Here is an 18,241-nt window from a genome sequence, read left to right as displayed (position 1 = left end):
TCGCGACGCGCGGTCCGTGATGTGGACAAGGAGCTGACGCGTGGGCATTGGTCGGCGCAGCGCGGGAGGGTCCGTGACAGTCGACAGGGCCGCCGTGCCGGGCGTGACGTTCGCGCTGCTGACCCGCGCCGTGGCGGGGGTCGCGTCACCGCAGCGCCGTCCGATGTGGATGTCGGCGCCCTCCGCACAGGGTCTCGATCCGGTCGGCGGCAGCATCGGTGCCGCGCTGCACCGGCAGACCTCGCGCTGTCTGCTGCTCGGTGCGCTGGCATACCGGGTGTGCGTCCTGCCGGTCGCACTGGGCCTGCTCGTGGTGCGCGGCGACCCGGTGGCGCTGGTGGCTCTGCTGCCGGTTGCGGCCCTGCTGCTGGCCGCCAACGTCGCGGCGATCGTCACGGTCTGTCGGCGGCCGACCGTGGACCTCGAACGGGTACGCGGGGCCGTGCTGGTCGACCTCGCCGTGGCGTACGCGGTGAACGTGGGGGCGAGTGCGGTGGCGCCGCACACCGATGTCTTCTGGGCCTACCTGGCCGGTGGCGTGGTCCTGGTGACCGGCGCGTACGGCCTGCTCGGTGGCGTGCTCGCGGTGCTGCTGTCGATGCCGGCACAGCTGGCCATGGGCGCGTTCGGCGCCGCCGCCGACAGCGCGACGCTCGCCGGGAGGGCCGGGTGGCTCGGGCTGGCGGTGGTGGTCACGCTGGCGGCGCTCGTGGTCTGTGGGCTGAGTCTGCACCTGGCCATGTCGTACGGGATCCGGGCTGGCCGGGAGGCCGAGCGGATCCGGTGGCTGCGGTCGCTGCACGACACGGTGTTGCAGACCATGGAGGCGATCGCCCTGCACAGCTCGGCGGATGACACCTCGCCCGCGGTGCAGCTCGCCGAGGTGCGGGCCACCGCCCGGGCCCAGGCCGCCCGGCTGCGTCAGGCGCTCGACGAGCCCGGTGCCGGCAACGACAACCCGCTCGCCAGTGGGTTGGCCAGACTGGTCGAGGAGCTCGCGGGGCGCGGGCTGCGGGTGGAGTTGGCGGTGGCTGCCGGCGCCGGCAGCCGGATGTCCGGCCCGTACCGGGACGCGGTCATCGGTGGGGTGCGGGAGGCTCTGGGCAACGTGGCCAAGCACGCCGGAATCGGTGACGCGGTGGTCCGCGCCGACGAGGAGAGCAGCGCCCTGGTCGTGGTGGTCCGTGACCACGGCTGCGGCTTCGACGTCCTCGGCCGACCCGGGTTCGGCATCCGGGAGTCGATCATGGCCCGGTTGCGCGAGGTCGGCGGCAAGGCGACCGTGGAGTCCTGGCCCGGCCGCGGCACCAGGGTGACCCTGCGGGTGCCGGCATGATCCGGTCGGGCCGGCCCAGGCGTGGCACCGGCGCGGCGGCCCGATCGGCTCCGGCAGGGCGGCGACTCGCTTGCGGCGCGCTGGCGAGCGTCGTAAGCGCGCTGGCGGGCGTCGTCGGCGCACTGGTCTGGGCGCTGCCGGTGACCGCCGCCCCGGCCGGCTGCACCCGGCCGGCGGGGGTGCACACCGCCGGCAACCCGTGGGCGACGGACCTGCTCGGGCCGCGCCGGGTGTGGCCACTGAGCACCGGTTCCGGGGTGCGGGTCGCGGTGCTCGGCACCGGCGTCGACGCCCGTAACGCACAGTTCCGCCCCGGTCAGGTCGAGGACGGCCGGGACGTCCTGCTCAACCGGGACGGGGCCACCGACGACTGTGACGGCCGGGGCACCTTCGCCGCCGGCCTGATCGCCGCCCGGCCGCACGACGAGACGACCTTCGCCGGTCTGGCGCCCGGCGTTTCCGTGCTCCCGGTCCGCTACACCCAGACCACCAGCCAGGGTGACGGGGCCGTCGATCCCGGCCGGCTCGCCGCCGCCATCGACGTCGCGGTCGCCGCCCGGGCCCGGGTGATCTACGTGGTGATACCGGCCACCAGGAACACCGCCCAGTTGCGGGCCGCCACCGCGCGGGCGATCGCGGCCGACATCGTGGTGGTGTCGCCGGCCGCCTCCGGCCCGCCGGCCAGGGGGGCGACCAGCTACCCGACCGCGCTGCCCGGGGTACTGGCGGTCGGCGCGTTCGGGCCGGACGGGGCGGTGACCTCCACCGAATCCGGGGACCACATCGGCGTGGCCGCGCCGGGAAAGCAACTGCTGAGCCTCTCCGCCGGAGCCGGCGGCCGACTGGGACACTCACCCACGGTCGACGATCCGGCCTACGCGGCGGCGTTCGTGGCGGGCACGGCCGCGCTGCTGCGGGCGTACCGGCCGGAGCTCAGGACCGCCGAGGTGGTGCGGCGGATCGAGTCGACCGCGCACCGGACCGCGTTCGACGGGCACCACCCGCAGCTCGGCTGGGGCATGGTGGACCCGTACCGGGCGGTGGCCGCCGAGGGGGTCGAGGATCCGCCGGGAGCCGTGGGCGCGAGTGCGCAGCCGGTCGCCGCGGCCCGTCCGGACCCCGGCCCCCAGGTGCACCCGTGGGTGCTGCCGCTGGCGTCGGCGGGGCTCGTGGCGGCGCTGCTGCTCGGCATCGGTACGGCCGTGGCGCGGCGAGGCCGGGACCGCGGCTGGCGGCCCGGCAGCTGACCGGCCCCACCCGTGGCGCGCTGCCGCTACGGCCCCTCGGTCGGTACGCAGCGGCTTGAGCCGCCCACCACCACGTCGCCGGTGCCGTCGCGGGAGATGTGTACGCCGAGGTTCGTCCCGTCCCGCTGGAACTGGTAGGCCACCTCGGCCTCGCCGCTGCGGTCGGTGGCCCGCCAACCGTCCGCGCTCAGCTCCGGCACCACCTCGGTCAGCAGGATCTCGGCGGCACCGGGCAGGGCGGGAACCCGCAGGTTGTACTCCCAGCGCACCGACTCGCTCGGCACCCCGGCCGGCCGGAACGGGTCGCAGTCGAGCTGCTCGTCGCGGCTGATCCGGACGTCGGCGCCGAACCGCACCGCGATCCCGTCCAGCACGGCTCTCAACGGCCCGGCCACGGCGGCCAGTGGCGCGAAGGCGATCGGCTCGGTCACGGCACCGACGGTACCGTCACCAGCGGACCACCGGTGAACACCTGATAGATGTTCCACCACGCGTCACTGTGGTAGGTCAGCACGTCGGAATGCGCGGAAGCACCCTCCAGCGGTCGACCGTCGGCGTAGTTGCCGGTCTCCAGCCGGATCACACCCGGGAACTCGTCGGGGTCGGCCCCGTGCCCCCAGTTGCCGATGTTGATGTCCCGGACCCAGGCGATCGGATCGCCCGGCGCGGTCATCGAGTAGCGCTGCACGTCGGGCTGGGCGGGACGCAGGTCTTCCGGCCCGTCCACGTCGTGCCCCATGCCCGCCGACTCGATGTGCAGGACCCGGTCGGCGTCCAACCCGTGCTGCTCGGCGGTGCCGACCACCGCGCCGCCGTACGAGTGGCCGGCGAAGGTCACCTGCACGTCGTTGCCGGCCGCGGCGGAGCCGGCGATCTCGGCACGCAGTTGGCCGGAGAAGTCGGCGAGCCTGGGCCCGAGTTCGTCGGCGTACCTGGCCGACGGCGCCTGCGGGAACAGGTTGGACGGCAGGTCACCGTCCATCCAGACGACCATGGCCAGGTCCCGGCGGGGGGCCGCGTCGACGAAGCCGACCGCACCGTCGTGGTACCGCTCGAAGTTGGCCAGCTCGGAGGTGGTGCCCGGGACGAACACCGCGACGTTGCGGGTGCCGGCGTCGATGTCGCCGACCAACTCGACCATCGATCCGTCACCGGACGGGTCGAGCGACAGGATCTTGCGATTCTCGGCGATGATGCTCTCGTACAACTCGATGCGCGCCTGCGACCTGGTGATGGTCTCGCGCAGCCGGTGGTCGACGGCCTGGTCCCCGGTGAGCTGGGCCTGATAGCCGGCGAGGCGCTGGCGTTCGGCGGCCAGCTCGGCGGTGACCGCCGAACGGTTGGCCGCGATCCGGGCGCCGAACGGGGCGGTGCCGGCGGGCGCGGAGACCCCGGCGGCGGCCGGCGTGGCACCGGCCAGACCACCCAGTAGCTGCCGGAACGCCTGGCTGACCTGGGTGTCGCCCCGCCGGTAGTTGGTCACCGCGGCGGTCACCCCGGTGGCCAGCCGCCGGGTCTGCGTCGCCGCCGACTCCAGCTCGACGCCGCTGAGGTGCAGGCTGCTGCCGTGCGCCTGCATGGCCCGTTGGGACTGCGGCACCAACCCGAACGCGTTGCCGTCGACGGTCGGCGTGCTGAGCTGCCCGCGAATGGCGTTCAACCGGTCGGCGCTGCCGGTGAGCTCGGTCGCCGCCGTGTCCAGCGCGCCCGGAACGGCCCGGAATCCGGCGGTGGTCACCTCCATGACCGGCTGCCCGGCTGGTCCGACTCGGACTCCTCGCCGATCACCGCCGGCGTCACCACCGACTGCTCGCCCCACACGTCCTCGGTCTCGACCAGCCAGGGCGGGATACGCCGGCCGCCCGCCGCGTCGCCCCCGCCCATCGGGGCGAACGGCATCGCCGGCATGAAGCCGCCGGCCATGCCCTTCGCCGCCGCCACCCCGGCGGCGGTCCCCGCGGCTCCGGCAAGCCCGCTCGCCGCCGGGCCGCCGGCCTGACCGGCCAGGGACTGGTTCGCCACCGGCGACAGGTCGACGCCGCCGCCTCCTCCCCCGCCCCCGCCTCCGCCGCCACCCACACCGCCAGCGGAAATCCGGGCGCCGCCGCCGGCGTCCCTGTCGTTGGCCGTCGCCACCGGGGCGGTGTTCTTGTTCTCCGCCTTCGGCTTGCCCCCCAGTCGAGGCGGCACCGTGGCGAACCGCCCGCCGAGCGCGGCGGCGGCCGCGGCCAACCCGGCGGTGAACATCGTGCCGAACAGCGGCCGGGGCTGAACCGCCGGCGGTACCTGGCTCGGGTCGCCCGGAGCCCCGTTCGGAGGTGTCTCGGCCGGTACGGACGGCGGGCCTCCACCGGGCTGCGGAACCGGCGGCGGGACTGGCGTGACCGGCGCCGGCTCCTCGATCGGCGTGCCCGTGGCAGGCCGGGAGGCGGCGTTCGGGGTGACCGGCATCGAGTCCTCGGTGGTGACGTACTCGGTGGCGAGGGTCGACATCACCTGCACCGCCTGCTGGTGGGCCGCGTTCGAGGCCGCCTGCGCCTGCTGCTGGGCCCGGACCTCGGTCACCGCCTCGGCCTGCTGCTGGCGGAGCGCGTCGATCGTGGTGGACGGCGTGCCCGCCGGCACGACCAGCGGCGTCGTCGCGGCGGCGATGACGGAGGGGGCGAGGTCGGGTACCGCGACCGGGGCGGGCATCGCCTTCTGGGCCGTACTGAGCGCCTCGGCGGACGAGTGGGCCAGGTCCCGTACCGAGAACGCGGTGTTGGCCACCTGCCGGATGCCCGAGGTCAGGTCGTTGATCATCGTCTGGTACTGCCGGGCGGCGCCGCCGTCCCACCACTGCTCGAACTCGCGGAGCTGGCGTTCGATGTCGCCGGCGCGCTCGTGCAGCGCGGTGCCGGCGGCGCCCCAGCTCTCCGCCGCCTCGGCTGCCGATTCCGGCCTGCCGGCGTGCAGCATCTGCGCGAGTTGCTGATGGCTGTACTGGCTGAAGTCGGTACGCGCCCGACCGCGTCCACGCGGCATCGTGTCAGTCCCTTCCGTGGGCCCGGAAGGACGTGGCGACGCCGATGTCGTGGTCGGCGTACCCGTCCGCGATCATGCGGGTCACGTCGTTGGCGAAGGCGATCGCCTCCCGCACGGTGTGCAGCAGTTCATGCATCTGCTCGGCGGCGGCCCGGTGCCGATCGACCAGCGACACCGCCTCGCCGAACTCGCCGAGCAGCACCGGGCGGATGCGCAACTGGCCGAGGCCGTCCGTCGGCCTGCGCATCGCCTCCAGTTGGTCCTCCAACTCGCGGGCGAAGGCCAGCAGCGATTCGAGGTGGACCCGGAACGACTCCTCCTGGGACATCGTCGCGCTCTCCTGTCTCGGAGCTCGGCTGAGAACAGCGCCGACCGGCGGCCAGCGGGGGCGGCGGCGTCGAGTGGGGGCGGGTTCCGCCCTCACTCCACGCCGCCGCCGATCGCCCAGCTCAGGCGAAGAAGCTGGTGTTCCTGTTCTCCAGCGCCAACTGGGTGTCGTGCGCCTCGTGCACCTTGCTGGAGAACTGACCGATCACCGCGATGATGTCGGCCAGTGCCGCCCGCAGCCGCGTCTCGGACTGCTCCGCGGACTGACCGGCGGTGCTGCCGGAGGCGTACCAGGTCTGCTTGATCGGGGCCAGGCTGCTCTGCAACTGGTCCATGTGGCCGTTCAGCGCCTGGGCCTTGACCTGCAACGAGTCGGCGGCGGCACGCAGCGCGGCGAATTCGACGTTGATCACATCGGCGGACATCTCACATCACCCCTTTCCGGGCAGGTTCAGGCACCGGCCAACCGGCTGAGCACGGCGCCGCCCTCGCCCACGGCGCCGCTGAGGCCCCGCAGGGAGTCGGCCGCCGCCACGTCACCGGTGTTGTAGTTGCGGAAGCTCTCGTTGACCAGACCGGACATGGTCTGCAGTTCCCGTGAGGCGATCCGCATGCTCTCCTGCAGCCGGCCCTGCAGCTGCCAGAACGCGGTGGCCTGGTTACCGGCGTACCGGCTCAGTACCGATACGAGTTCGCTCTCCAGTTGGGACATGGTCCGAGCCGCGTTGGTGGCGGCTTCGTCGAACCCGCTGACCGCTCGCGTCATCGCGGCGGCATCGCTCTGGTATCCGGGACTGGCCACGTCGGGTCACCTCCTCTTGGCGGAGTCGCGCGCCGACTCGCGGCGCCGTACACGCTGGGGATGCTATGCAGTCGTCACCCATCGTTAGTACGGCACAAGTACCCGTCGCGGACACGGCACTATTACCCACACGGCTTCCGTGACGGGCGACGGCAGCCCGTGCCGACCGGCCCGGGAACAGGGCTCGCCCGGGTCAGCCCGGATCGGTCTCGGCCCAGGCGACCTGCACCAGCGAGACCCCGGTGCGCCGGTCCACCAACTGCCCGCGTCCGGACGGCTGCTTGCTGGGCTTGACGTCGGCCAGCAACGCGCCCTCGTCACGGGAGCCGGAGAGCAGCAGGCCGGGGGTCCCCAGGTCGCGCAGCCGCTGCACGACCGGCTCGAACAGGCTGCGGCTTGCGCCACCGGAGCGGCGGGTGACCACCAGGTGCAGGCCGACGTCCTTGGCCTGGGGCAGGAAGTCCAGCAGGGGCGCGAGCGGGTTGCGGCTGGGTGACACCACCAGGTCGTAGTCGTCGACGAAGACGAACAGCTCGGGGCCGCTCCACCAGCTCCGGTCGCGCAGCTGGGCGGCGGTCAGCTCCGGGCCGGGCAACCGCCGCCGCAGCCCTTCGGCGGCCTCGGCGACGAGCTGGGCGAGCACCGGCTCGCTGCCGGCGTAGCCGAGCAGGTGCGGGCCGGAGATGGCGTCCACCAGCCCGCGCCGGTAGTCGGCGACGATGACGGCGGCGTCGGCCACCGGGTACCGGGCCACGATCTGCTGGGCCATCACCCGCAGCAGGCCCGTCTTGCCGGACTCCACGTCGCCGAAGGCGATGAAGTGCGGGTCGGCGTCGAAGTCCAGGAAGGCCGGCCCCAGGTCCGCCTCGGCCAGCCCGATCGGGATCCGCCGGTCGCCGGGGACCGGGCCGGGCAGCGTGGCGGCCGGCACCAGCCGGGGCAGCAGCCGCACCTGGGGCGCGCGGGGACCACGCCAGCTCGCGTCCACCTGCTTGACCAGGTCGCTCGCGCCGTCCGGCAGGTCGGCGACCGAGGTGCGGCCGTCGATGCGGGGCAGTCCGCCGAGGAAGTGCAGCTTGTCGGCGGTGAGCCCGCGCCCCGGTGCGCCCTTCGGCACGCTGGCCGCGGCCCGCCGGTCGTACGCCGAGTCGGCCGGGTCGCCCAGGCGCAGCTCGACGTGGGTGCCGATCAGGTCGCGCAGCGCCGGCCGGATCTCCATCGCCCGGTTGGCCGAGAGGACGACGTGCAGGCCGAACCCGAGGCCGCGGGCGGCGAGGGTGGTGACCGACTCGTCCAGCGGCTCGAACTCCTGGCGCAGGGTCATCCAGCCGTCGACGACCAGGAACACGTCCCCGAAGGCCCGCCCGTCCGGGCTGGGCGGGGGGCGGCGGCGGAAGTCGGCGATCGAGTCGATGCCGTGCGCGGCGAACGACCGCTCCCGCTCGGCCAGCAGGCCGGTCAGCTCGGCGACGATCCGGCGGACCCGTTCGGCGTCCATCCGGTTGGCGTAGCCGCTGACGTGGGGGAGGCCGGACAGGCTGGCCAGGCCGCCACCGCCGAAGTCGAGCAGGAAGAACTGCACCTCGGTCGGGGTGTGGGTGAGCGCCAGCGTGGTCACGAGGGTGCGCAGCAGGGTGCTCTTGCCGCTCTGCGGCGCGCCGAGCACGAGCGCGTGCCCGGCCGCCCCCGACAGTTGTGTCCACAGCAGGTCCCGACGCTGCTCGAACGGCTTGTCCACGATGCCCAGGGGCACGGTGAGCTGGCCGTTGCCGGCCCAGCCGAGCGGGCTCAGGCCGCGCTGCGGGTCGACACCCAGCGGTGGCAGCAGTTGGTCGAGGGCGGGCGGTTCGGCCAACGGCGGCAGCCAGATCTGGTGCGCGGCGGGCCCGTTGCCGAGCAGCCGGCCGATCATCGCGCTCAGCACCGTCTCGCCGTTGGTCGCCGTGGCGCCGGGGCCGCTCGCCGGGGCCGGGGCGTCCACCGGGTCGGCCGGTGCCAGCGGGGCGAGCCCGAACGGCAGGACCCGCCGCCCGTACGGGATCCCCTCGGCCACGGCCGTCGTCTGCTCGGGCGGCAGTTCGCCGGAGACGTACGCGGCCTTGAACCGTTGCAGGGTGGTGGTGTCCCACTTCAGGTACGCCGAGCCGGGCACCGACGGCAGCTCGTACGCGTCGGACACCCCGAGCACCGCCCGGCTCTCGGCGGCGGAGAACGTGCGCAGCCCGATGCGGTAGCTGAGGTGGCTGTCGAGACCGCGTAGCCGGCCCTCCTCCAGCCGTTGCGAGGCGAGCATCAGGTGCACGCCGAGGCTGCGCCCGAGTCGGCCGATCATCACGAACAGGTCGATGAACTCGGGCCGGCTGGACAGCAGTTCGCTGAACTCGTCGATGATCACCAGCAGCGAGGGCATCGGTTGCAGTGCCGTGCCGTCGGTCCGGGCCCGTTCGTAGTCACGTACGGAGGCGTAGTTGCCGGCGGCGCGCAGCAGCTCCTGGCGGCGGACCAGCTCGCCGCGGAGCGCGTCGGCCATCCGGTCGACCAGGGTCAGGTCGGCCGCGAGGTTGGTGATCACGGCGCAGGTGTGCGGCAGGTCGGTCATGCCGGCGAAGGTGGCGCCGCCCTTGAAGTCGATCAGTGCGAGATTGAGCGTCTCCGAGGAGTGCGTGGCGGCGAGGCCGGTGACCAGGGTCCGCAGCAGCTCGCTCTTGCCGGAGCCGGTGGCGCCGATGACCAGCCCGTGCGGGCCCATGCCGCCCTCGGCCGACTCCTTGAGGTCCAGGTCGACCGGGCGCCCGTCGGGGTCGACCCCGATCGGGATGCGCAGCCGGTCCCGGGCCGACCGGGGCCGCCAGGTGACCGCCGGGTCCAGCCGGCGCGGGTCGCCGATACCGAGCAGGTCGGCCAGGCCGAAGGTGGTGGACAACGGCTGTTCGCTGGCCACCGGTGTGCCGGTTTGCAACGCGGTGAGCTGCCGGGCGACCACCTCGGCACCGGCGACGCTGAGCCGGTCCGGTACGCCGACCAGCGCGACGCCGTCCTGGGTGCGCATGCCGAGGCGCCCCTCGGAGATCATCAGGTCGAGGGCGCCGGCGCCGCCGGGCCCGCCGCCGATCTCGAGGACGGTGGTGCCGGCCAGCCCGCCGGGTGGGTCCAGGCCGGCGTCGGGCAGCGTGCCGGCACCGTCGAGCAGGATCAGCAGGTGCGGCGCCTCGGGGCGGGCCCCGGGCTTGAACGGGCCGCGGGCCGCCGGGGCGGCCGGATCATCGGTGAGCAACGCGGCCAGCTCGGTGAGGGTGGGCGCGGCCAGCCGGGTCGGCCCGCTGGCGTCGGCCCGGCCCGGGTGCACCGCGTGGGGCAGCCACTTCAACCAGTCCCAGGCATCCTGCCGGTCCGGTCCGACGCAGGCGGCGACGCGCAGGTTGTCCGGGGAGTGGAAGGTGGCCAGGTGGGCCAGGAGGGCTCGGGCGAGGTCCAGGATCTCGGGGCGGTCGCCGGTCAGCGTGACCCGCTGGAACGAGCGTAGGGACACCGCCACCGGCAGCTCCGCGACGGTGGCGTAGGTGCGGATGAAGTGACGCAGCGAGGTGGACGACACCGGGTCGAGGTCCTCCAGCGGGGCGGTCTGCGGCGCGCGCAGCGCCGTGGCCAGCCGTTGCGGCCCGGTGCCGACGCGGACCCGGCCGAAGTCGGGATCGGTGCGGGCCCGCTCCCAGAGCCGGTCGGTGCCGGCGACCGACCACAGGTCGGCCGGGTCGGGCAGCGCCGCCAGGGCCGCCTCCCGTTGGCGGACGGCCACCTCACGGACCTGCCCACGCAGGCCGCTGAGATAGCGCAGGTAGTCGCGTCGTTCGTCGTTGATCTGCGCCTTCTTCGAGGCGCCACCGCGGGACAGGCTCATCACCAGCATGCCGACCATGGCGCTGATGTACAGCGCGCCGAAGATCCAGGTCATCGCCCCGCCGGATCGTCCGATGTAGACGAACGACATGGCGCCCATACCGAGCATCATCGGCAGCATGAACATCAGTTGCATGCCGCCCTGGCCGCCGCCCCGGGGCAGGGCGGGCGGAGCCTGCAGCATGATCTCACCGCGCGGTGGTTCGGGCAGCATGGCCCGGCGACGGAGGGTGTCGACAGACATCCGGCGGTGCCTCCTCGGCCCGATGGGATCGGGGTAACCCGTGGTCACTTTGACGGGGCAGGTCGTGGGTAGTTTTGCCGTTCAAGGGCTCGCGCGCACCAACCTACGATGACCCGCAACCATCCGGAAGCCGCCTCGGGGCGGTGGAGCTGCCCGGCCCGGTGTGGCGCGGGCCGGGCGATCTGGCGGGAAGGTGCCAACGATGACGACAGGCTCGTCTTACAACGTGCGGCCCGATGCCGTACGCGGAGTGGTCGGCAATGTCGTCGGCATCCTGCTTCAGGCGTACAGCACGGTGGTGGAGCTGGAGCGGTTGACCCTGGCGCCGACGTCGTTCGCGAAGCTCGGCTCGCCGGTCGCCTCGGCGAACGTCGCGATGCAGGGGCAGGTCGTCGGCACCATGCGGACGCTGCTGCAACTGCTCCAGGAGGTCAACGACCTGGTGCACCGCAGCGCCAACGACTACGACGAGGCCGACCGGGCCGTTGCCGCCGCGCTGGGCGGATCGCCCGCCGGCACCGGTGCGTCGACCGGCGCGGAGCCCGGCGCCGCCCTCGCCGGTTATGCGGTCAACGACAGCGCGGGTGCGGCGGGTGAGCCCGGGTCGGTCGGCAACGTACTGGACTACCTGAGCAGGGCCGGTCTCGGCGAGCTCTCCGCCCGTCCGCTGACCGAGGTGACCTTCCGCGACGCGCGGGACTTCGCCGACTGGCTCGACCGCAGCCCCGCCAACCAGGAACGGGTCGGCCTGCTGGGGGTGTACTCGGGCAGCGGGCGGGACGTCTCCGGCCTGGTGCACCCCGGCGACGTGGTGGTCGTGCAGCCGTTCACCGGTGACGGTGGCCCGGTGATCGGTGTCGCCGGTGCGAACGGCCAGCTCTACAACCACGGCGCGGTCGGATCGGCGGCGGAGTTCGGCCGCGTCCGGGTCTACCGGCCGATGACGGACGCGACATCGCTGTGGTGAATCCCGACGACGTGACGCCGAGAGAGGTGCGCCGTGTTTGACATCCCCAACTCGGGCGCGATGGATGCCGCCGCCGGCGGACGCGGGCCCGGCACCGTCGCGCTGCCCTCGATCGTGGGCGGTGACCCGTCGGCGATCGTCGCCCACGCCGCGGCGTTGACCACGCGGGTGGCCCGGCTGGTCACCCTCCTCGCCGACCTGGAACGGGCCCGCGAGCAGCTCCGTGAGGTGTGGTCCGCCGGGTCGGCGAGCGAGTCCGTGGTGCAGAAGCTGAACAGTTCCTTCGCCAGCTTCCAGAAGATCATCGAAACCGTGTACGCCGGCATCCGCGAGCTGGAGGGCGCCGCCGCGCAACTGACCACCGCGCAGGCGGCGTACCGGGCGGTGGTCGGCGCGGTCAACCCGACGGTCGCCGCGCTGATGTCCAACCCGTACACCCGGGCGGCGGGGCGGGCGCTGGCGGTCAGCACCACCGGGATCCTCAAGGCCTTCCTCACCGGCATCGGCGGCATCCTCACCGCCATCGGGGTGACCAACCTCGGCCAGATCCTGACCGGCCTGGCCACCATCGTCGGCCAGGTCGAGCAGTTGTTCTCGAAGAACAACGACGGCGGCTCGTCGCCCGCCCCGGCGCTGCCGGCCGGGAGCGCGGGCAACCCGGTGCTGGCGCCACCGCCGATGGCCGGCGTCGCCACCGGGGCCGGGCAGGCGGCCCTGGGCGGCGGCTACGGCACGGGCGGCTACGGCATGCCGTCGTTCACCGGCGCGGGCTACCCGGCCGGCGGGTCGATGAACAGCTACACCCCCTCGGCGCTCGGCACCGACCAGTGGGTCGCGGTCCAGCCCGGACAGTCCTCGCTCCCCTCCGGCGGGGCGCCGGTGACGGTGACGCCCACCGGCCCGGTGCAGACCCTGCCGATCCCTCCGACCGCGCCGGCTGACGTGCCCGCACCCGCCCCTGGCGGATCCGGTGGCGACGGCGACGTGACGGTCACGGCCAGCAAGGGTGACCTGTCGGTGACCGTCGAGGTGCCCGTGGACACCGGGCGCGCGTTCGACATCGAGGTCACCGCCAGCTCCGGCGGGGAGACCGTCGACGCCGACATCAGCGTCGGTGCCGACGGCTCGGTCAAGGTGGACTGACCGGTGACCGGCGCCCTCCCCGTCCTGGCCCGGAGCACCACGGACCTGTCCGGCGTGCTGTCCTGGCTGCTCGACCGGTACGCCATGGTGCTCGCCGAGTACCGCCGGCAGATCACCGGCGACCCGGCCGGGCTGCGGGCCACGGCCCAGTCCTACCTCGCGGTCGCCGACCGGGCCGCGGGCGTCTCCAGCGACCTGGTCCGCCGCCGCAGCGGGCTCGGCGCGCACTGGCACGGCTCCGCGTACGAGGCGTTCGGCTCCGCCTCCGGCCGGGTCACCACCGGGCTGGACGGCACCGAGGCACGACTGCGCCGGCACGCGGCGGCGCTGGAGCGCGCGGCCGGCGGGTTGCAGGTCGCGGCGGGCACCGGCGACGTGGTCATCGCCCGGTTCCGGGCGAACGCCCAACTCCTGGTGGCCGCCGCCCGGGCGGTGCCGATCAGCCAGATCTCCGTACTGCTCGACCAGGCCCGCAGCGTCGGGGAGCAGGCGGTGACCGCGATGCGCGGCGCGTACGACCGGCTGGGTGTCGTGTTGGCGCAGGTCGCCACCGAACTCGGCGGATCGTCCGCCGCGGGCGCCGCCGGGTCGGCCGCCGCGGCCGGGGCCGACGGGCGTGCCGCCGGGGAAACGGTGCGGGCCGCGCTCGCCGGGGACGCCTCGCCGACGCAGTTCCGCCAGGCCATGGCGCAGCTCGCCGTGATCACCGACCGGGCCCGGGCCGCGCAGCCGCCGTCCGCCGCGGACAAGGCCTTCCTCACCGCGTTCCATGCCACGCTCGGCGAGCGGGTGTTCGACCTGCCGGGCTACCTCAACGCCACCGAGCACCGCTACCACACCAGCCTGTTCGGCCTGTTCGGGGAGACCGCCCCGGGCTTCGCCCCCGCCGACCGGCAGGAGATGCTGCGGACCGTCGGCAACGGCATCCTGACCCTGTCGCGGGACCCGGCCGACCTGCCCGCCGCGATCCGCGACCTGGTGCACGCCCGGGCGGCCACCGAGACCAACATCGGCACCAACTCGTACGGCTTCACCCAGGAGCTGCCGTCGACGCCGGGCCGCGCGCCGCTGACCGGCGTGATCGGTGAGACGGTCTACACCAACCGGCTCGACGTGCCCCGCTACGCCCAGTGGGAGGCGCTGTCCCAGCTGACCGGCGCGGCCGACCGGAACCTGGTCGCCGGGGCCGACTACTCGGCCGCGGTGACCCGTCGGGTCGGCGAGATCGCCGACGTCACCCAACGACTCGACGACCTCTCCCGGCACAACCCCGACCAGCCCGGATACTTCGTGTCGACCGACGACGCGGTGCTCTGGGACAAGCCGCGGGTGGACACGACGTTGACCACGCTGCTCGACGTGTCCACCCGCAACCACGTCGCCGACGCGGCGCTGGCCGGCGACGGCGAGACACTGCGCCGACTGGCCGGCTTCGGCTGGGCGGACGACGGCAGCACCGCGGGCCGGGTCGTCGACTGGATCGGTGCCGCAACCGCCGACCCCGCCGAGCACGACCTGGCCCGCGGTGCGTACGTGAACCTCACCCAGAGCATGACCGACCCGGCGTCGTACCCGCAGACGTTGGCGGCGATGCGGGAAAACCCGCACTTCGCCGAGGCGATCGCCCGGGCCACCGTGCCGAACATGGACCTGTACGCCCAGCCGCTCGACGGGCTCGACACCAACTCGGCGGCGCAGCGGCTGGGCAGCACCGACGCCCGGCACATGCTGATGCTCGGCCAGGTCACCCAGGACGGTCGCGACGAGATCAACGCGGCCGCCGACCTGTACCAGGAGTACCTGCTGCGGCAGGCCGACGCCGGCACGGTCCCGATGGAGCAGGCCGGCCGGTACGCCGGCAACGTGGACGGCCTGACCAACGCCGCAGCCGCCAACGCGATCTGGTACGCCAGCGTGCAGGACGCCGAGCAGGCCACCCGCACCGCGCAGGAGGCGTACGCCCGGCAGGTGGCGATCACCAACGCGGTGAAGGACGTGGTCGGATTCGGCGTCGGCAAGCTGCCGGAAGTCGGTTCGTTCGCCGGGTTCGCCTTCGGGCAGGCCGCCGACGCCGTCACCGGTGCCATGCAGGCGCCGACTCCGGTGCCTCCGCAGGGCCTGCCCGCCGACGTGTTCCACCATCCGCAGTTGACCGGCAACGGGACCGTCTACACGGCGGCCGGCGACCTCGCCAGTTTCGAGCTGCGTACCGGCGGGTCGGCGCCGGCCGTGCCGGTCGGGGCGGTGCACGGTGCCGCCGCCGAGGAGGCCGTACGGTGGGCTCGGTCCGACCCGGGCCGGGCCGACTACATCGACGCGTACACCACGGCCGCGCAGTACGTGTATCTCGGAAACCTTGCCACGCATACCCGTGAGTCGATCCAATTCGACGTGCAGGGGCGGCGGCCGTAGCCCGGATGGCGGGCGCGGCACCGGCGGGCAGCGGAGACCGGAAGGGAAACGACAGATGGAACCGGCGATCGAGGATCTACTCGCCCAGGTGCGCGAGCAGCAGCAGCGGATCGAGGACATCCAACGCTCGGTGGCGACGCTGGAGCTGACCGGGTACGCCGGGAACGGCGACGTGACCGTCAAGCTCAAGGGCGACGGCCGGTTCACCGACGTGACCATCGACCCGCAGGTGCTGCGCCGGTATGACGCGCACACCCTCGGCCAACTCGTGCTGGAGGCGGTGAACGACGGCCTGGCCAAGCTCGCGTCGGCCAGTGAGGCGAGATACGCCCCGCTGCTCGGCGAGGCTCAGCAGTGACCACTGCGGTCGCTCCCCGGCGGGTCACCGTGGTGGCGCCCCATGCCCGCCTCGACGTGTCGTTGCCAGTCCAGAGCACCGTGGCGGAGTTGCTTCCGCAACTGGTCCGGCTGCTGGCCACGAACGCCGACCGGGCCGGCGGGGTGGGCTGGGAACTGCGCCGTTTCGGTGGCCCGCCGCTGGACGGCGCGGTCACGGTCAGCGGCGCCGGGGTGCGCGACGGCGAAGTGCTCTACCTGGGCACGGTCGACCGGCGGGCCACCCCGATGCTCTTCGACGACGTGGTGGACGCCATCGCGAGCGCCGCCGCGGACCGGCCCGGCGTGTGGCGGGCGGCGGCGTCGCGGAAGGTCGGCGGTGCCGTCGCCGCGCTGGCCTTCACCGCGGTAGCGGTAGCGGTCGGCTACAGCGGGCTGGCCGCTCCGGGCATCGCGCTGCTCGCCGGCGTCCTGGCCCTGGCGCTGCTGGTCTCCGGCGGGGCGCTGTCGCGGGCGTACGGCGACCGGGGTCTCGGCGCCGCGGTGGCCGCCGGTGGCGTCCCGGCCGCGGTGGTCGGCGGGTTGTCGGTCACCGGTGGCCTGGACGCGGCGGGACTCACCGCCGGCCGGCTGGCCCTGGCTGGCGCCGCGGCCACCCTCTACACGGCGCTGGCCGCCGTGGTGGTGGCGGAACAGCGGTTCGCCGCCGCCGCCGTGGCCGCCGCCGTCGGCACTCTCGGCGCGCTCGCCGACCTGCTCACCGCCGCCTCGCCCGCCTCGGTCGCGGCGGTCACCTGCTGCGCGGCCGTGGTGGCCAGCCCGGCGCTGCCCATGCTCGCGCTGCGGCTCGGCCGGCTGCCGCTGCCGGGCGTACCGACCGACGTGGAGGCGTTCCGCCGGGACGAGCGGCCCACCCTCGGGCCCGAGGTGGTCGGCGACACCGAGGCCGCCGAGCGGATCCTGACCGGTCTGTTGTGTGGCCTGGCGGTCATCGTGGCCTGCTGCGCGGGGATACTCCTGCTGACGGGTGGTCGCTGGGCGTGGGCGCTGGCCGGGCTGGCCGGCGTCGGGCTGTTGCTGCGCGCCCGCGCCTACGTCGGCCTCGGCCAGCGGGCGTCGCTGCTGGTCGCCGGCGCCGGGTCGGTGCTCGGCCTGGCGGCCCGGGCGGGACTGGCGGGCGGCCCCGGGACGCGGCTGTTCTTCGCCGCGCTGCTCCTGGTCACCGGGGTGGTCTGCGCGACGTACGCGGTCCGCGCCGCCGCCAACGCACCGTCGCCGTACTGGGGTCGGCTGCTCGACGTGGTCGAGTTCCTGGCGCTGGTCGGTCTGGTGCCGGTGGCGGGCGCGGTGCTCGACGTCTACGGCGCGGTACGCGCATGGGGCGGCTAACCCACCGGCAGGCCTGCCAGCGGCAGCGTCTCCCACGCCGCCTCGGCATGTGCCCCGTCCAGTGGCACCAGTTTCCCGTCGAATCCGGCGGTGGCCTGCCGGGCCGCGTCGGCGACCGCCTCCCGGGCCGGCCCGGCGGGCACTCCGACCCGGATCAGCACCGTGCTGCGGGTGCCGCCGCCCCGCTGCCGGTCCCACCGCACCGACACCGCGCTGACCAGGGCCGGTGCGGCGGCGTGCCGGCGGAGCAGCGTCGCCGCCCCGGCCAGGTCCCGGACAGCCCGGCGTGGTCGGTAGCAGACCTGGTGCAGCAGACCCAACGACCAGTGCTGCCACGTCTCGGTGCCCGGTTCGTCGCCGCGTCGCGGATCGACGCCGAGCACGCTGGCCCACGCGTCGCGCAGTTGACCGCCGTTGAGCGCGGTGACCTGGTGCCCGGCGGCGCGCAGGTCGGCGGCGAGCCGCAGCGCGGCGGTGCCGGCGGCACGTACCGCGCCGGGCTGGCCGCCGCCGCGGGCCCGCACCGCCCGGGCGGCCGTCGCGGGGTCGAGCCGGATGGCGATCCACCGGGCCGCGTTGTCGGTGCCCGGGGAGCGCCAGTCAACCAGTTGCGCGCCGGCCAGCGGCAGGTCGGGGTCGTCGTAGCGGGCCACCAGCCGGCGCAGCAGGTCGTCGAGGTCGCCGTCGGGTTCGGCGCGCAGCAGCGCGGTCCACGAGTTGCCGTCGCCGGCAAGCCCGACCCGGTTGCCCGCCCGGTCCGCGTCGGTGCGGATCCGCAGGGTGGGCAGCGCCGGCAACGCACGTCGGGCGCGGTGCTGGAAGCGGTGCCGGACGAGCACCCAGTCGGAGAGCCACCGGCCGCGCCACCGCACCCCGGTACCGAGCACCACGACCGCGGCCGCCCCGGTGGCGGCGCCGCCGACCGCGTCGAAGGGGCCACCGGCGGCCACCGCGCCCAGCACCGCGGACTGCCAGAGCACCAACCGGCCGGCGCCGAGCCCGAGCCGGTGACGCCGTCCCACCGGCGGTACGGGCATCGGTGGCACGTTCCGGTGCCGCGCGGAACCGAACGGCGGCGCGGTGGCGGGTGCGGCTGGTGGCATGGCGCGGCTCCCTG

General features: G+C 74.4%; 15 protein-coding genes. 7 read left to right on the top strand and 8 right to left on the bottom strand.

What is annotated here, in order from left to right:
• Positions 1–73: 73 nt before the first annotated feature.
• Both AB0D32_RS07240 and AB0D32_RS07235 read left to right on the top strand, forming a co-directional pair.
• Positions 74–1,336 carry an ATP-binding protein gene (locus tag AB0D32_RS07240; RefSeq protein ID WP_357085998.1) on the top strand — a complete coding sequence of 421 codons (1,263 nt, stop codon included), beginning with the start codon at positions 74–76 and terminating at the stop codon, positions 1,334–1,336.
• Positions 1,333–2,583 carry a S8 family serine peptidase gene (locus AB0D32_RS07235; protein ID WP_357085996.1) on the top strand — a complete coding sequence of 417 codons (1,251 nt, stop codon included), beginning with the start codon at positions 1,333–1,335 and terminating at the stop codon, positions 2,581–2,583. Before AB0D32_RS07240 ends, AB0D32_RS07235 begins: the two co-directional genes overlap by 4 nt.
• A 26-nt stretch (positions 2,584–2,609) precedes the next feature.
• On the opposite strand, the gene AB0D32_RS07230 is transcribed toward AB0D32_RS07235, so the two are convergent.
• The 7 genes from AB0D32_RS07230 to eccCa form a co-directional block, all read right to left on the bottom strand.
• Positions 2,610–3,014, bottom strand: a complete 405-nt coding sequence (locus AB0D32_RS07230) for a hypothetical protein (protein ID WP_357085993.1) — start codon at positions 3,012–3,014, stop codon at positions 2,610–2,612.
• The gene (locus tag AB0D32_RS07225) at positions 3,011–4,327 is read right to left on the bottom strand and encodes an alpha/beta hydrolase (protein WP_357085991.1); all 1,317 of its coding nucleotides are present in this window, start codon (positions 4,325–4,327) and stop codon (positions 3,011–3,013) included. Before AB0D32_RS07225 ends, AB0D32_RS07230 begins: the two co-directional genes overlap by 4 nt.
• Positions 4,318–5,607, bottom strand: coding sequence for a WXG100 family type VII secretion target (locus AB0D32_RS07220; RefSeq protein ID WP_357085988.1), 1,290 nt, complete (start codon positions 5,605–5,607; stop codon positions 4,318–4,320). Before AB0D32_RS07220 ends, AB0D32_RS07225 begins: the two co-directional genes overlap by 10 nt.
• Before the next feature lie 4 nt (positions 5,608–5,611).
• Positions 5,612–5,935, bottom strand: coding sequence for a hypothetical protein (locus tag AB0D32_RS07215; RefSeq protein WP_357085986.1), 324 nt, complete (start codon positions 5,933–5,935; stop codon positions 5,612–5,614).
• A 121-nt stretch (positions 5,936–6,056) separates the two neighbouring features.
• Positions 6,057–6,359, bottom strand: coding sequence for a WXG100 family type VII secretion target (locus AB0D32_RS07210; protein ID WP_357085983.1), 303 nt, complete (start codon positions 6,357–6,359; stop codon positions 6,057–6,059).
• 26 nt (positions 6,360–6,385) lie between these two features.
• On the bottom strand, positions 6,386–6,736 hold the full coding sequence (locus AB0D32_RS07205; protein ID WP_357085981.1) for a hypothetical protein: 351 nt from the start codon (positions 6,734–6,736) through the stop codon (positions 6,386–6,388).
• A 193-nt stretch (positions 6,737–6,929) separates the two neighbouring features.
• On the bottom strand, positions 6,930–10,877 hold the full coding sequence (eccCa, locus tag AB0D32_RS07200) for a type VII secretion protein EccCa (RefSeq protein WP_357085979.1): 3,948 nt from the start codon (positions 10,875–10,877) through the stop codon (positions 6,930–6,932).
• Between the two features lie 202 nt (positions 10,878–11,079).
• Between eccCa and AB0D32_RS07195 the strand changes: the two genes are divergently transcribed.
• From AB0D32_RS07195 to eccD, 5 genes are read left to right on the top strand one after another with little or no spacing between them, the layout of a single operon-like run.
• Positions 11,080–11,844 carry a WXG100 family type VII secretion target gene (locus AB0D32_RS07195; RefSeq protein ID WP_357085977.1) on the top strand — a complete coding sequence of 255 codons (765 nt, stop codon included), beginning with the start codon at positions 11,080–11,082 and terminating at the stop codon, positions 11,842–11,844.
• Positions 11,845–11,877: 33 nt separating this feature from the next.
• The gene (locus tag AB0D32_RS07190) at positions 11,878–12,987 is read left to right on the top strand and encodes a hypothetical protein (RefSeq protein WP_357085974.1); all 1,110 of its coding nucleotides are present in this window, start codon (positions 11,878–11,880) and stop codon (positions 12,985–12,987) included.
• Positions 12,988–12,990: 3 nt separating this feature from the next.
• Positions 12,991–15,399, top strand: coding sequence for a WXG100 family type VII secretion target (locus AB0D32_RS07185; RefSeq protein WP_357085971.1), 2,409 nt, complete (start codon positions 12,991–12,993; stop codon positions 15,397–15,399).
• A gap of 55 nt (positions 15,400–15,454) precedes the next feature.
• On the top strand, positions 15,455–15,757 hold the full coding sequence (locus tag AB0D32_RS07180) for a YbaB/EbfC family nucleoid-associated protein (protein ID WP_357085968.1): 303 nt from the start codon (positions 15,455–15,457) through the stop codon (positions 15,755–15,757).
• Complete coding sequence (gene eccD, locus AB0D32_RS07175) at positions 15,754–17,124, top strand: type VII secretion integral membrane protein EccD (protein ID WP_357085965.1); 1,371 nt, start codon at positions 15,754–15,756, stop codon at positions 17,122–17,124. The genes AB0D32_RS07180 and eccD overlap by 4 nt, the downstream gene beginning before the upstream one ends.
• Here the strand turns inward: eccD and AB0D32_RS07170 are convergent.
• Positions 17,121–18,227, bottom strand: coding sequence for a type VII secretion protein EccE (locus tag AB0D32_RS07170; RefSeq protein ID WP_357085962.1), 1,107 nt, complete (start codon positions 18,225–18,227; stop codon positions 17,121–17,123). The two genes, eccD and AB0D32_RS07170, sit on opposite strands and share 4 nt — an antisense overlap.
• Between the last annotated feature and the right edge of the window lie 14 nt (positions 18,228–18,241).

The sequence above is a fragment of the Micromonospora sp. NPDC048170 genome, from assembly GCF_040652795.1.
In the GTDB taxonomy this organism is placed as follows: domain Bacteria; phylum Actinomycetota; class Actinomycetes; order Mycobacteriales; family Micromonosporaceae; genus Micromonospora.
This window is presented reverse-complemented; position numbering and strand designations above follow the sequence as displayed.

Bases quoted from the DNA above. Each gene is read 5' to 3' on its own strand.
- AB0D32_RS07235 (WP_357085996.1), top strand. From the start codon at position 1,333: ATGATCCGGTCGGGCCGGCCCAGGCGTGGCACCGGCGCGGCGGCCCGA.
- AB0D32_RS07225 (WP_357085991.1), bottom strand. From the start codon at position 4,327: ATGGAGGTGACCACCGCCGGATTCCGGGCCGTTCCGGGCGCGCTGGAC.
- AB0D32_RS07220 (WP_357085988.1), bottom strand. From the start codon at position 5,607: ATGCCGCGTGGACGCGGTCGGGCGCGTACCGACTTCAGCCAGTACAGC.
- AB0D32_RS07215 (WP_357085986.1), bottom strand. From the start codon at position 5,935: ATGTCCCAGGAGGAGTCGTTCCGGGTCCACCTCGAATCGCTGCTGGCC.
- AB0D32_RS07210 (WP_357085983.1), bottom strand. From the start codon at position 6,359: ATGTCCGCCGATGTGATCAACGTCGAATTCGCCGCGCTGCGTGCCGCC.
- eccCa (WP_357085979.1), bottom strand. From the start codon at position 10,877: ATGTCTGTCGACACCCTCCGTCGCCGGGCCATGCTGCCCGAACCACCG.
- AB0D32_RS07195 (WP_357085977.1), top strand. From the start codon at position 11,080: ATGACGACAGGCTCGTCTTACAACGTGCGGCCCGATGCCGTACGCGGA.
- AB0D32_RS07180 (WP_357085968.1), top strand. From the start codon at position 15,455: ATGGAACCGGCGATCGAGGATCTACTCGCCCAGGTGCGCGAGCAGCAG.
- AB0D32_RS07170 (WP_357085962.1), bottom strand. From the start codon at position 18,227: ATGCCACCAGCCGCACCCGCCACCGCGCCGCCGTTCGGTTCCGCGCGG.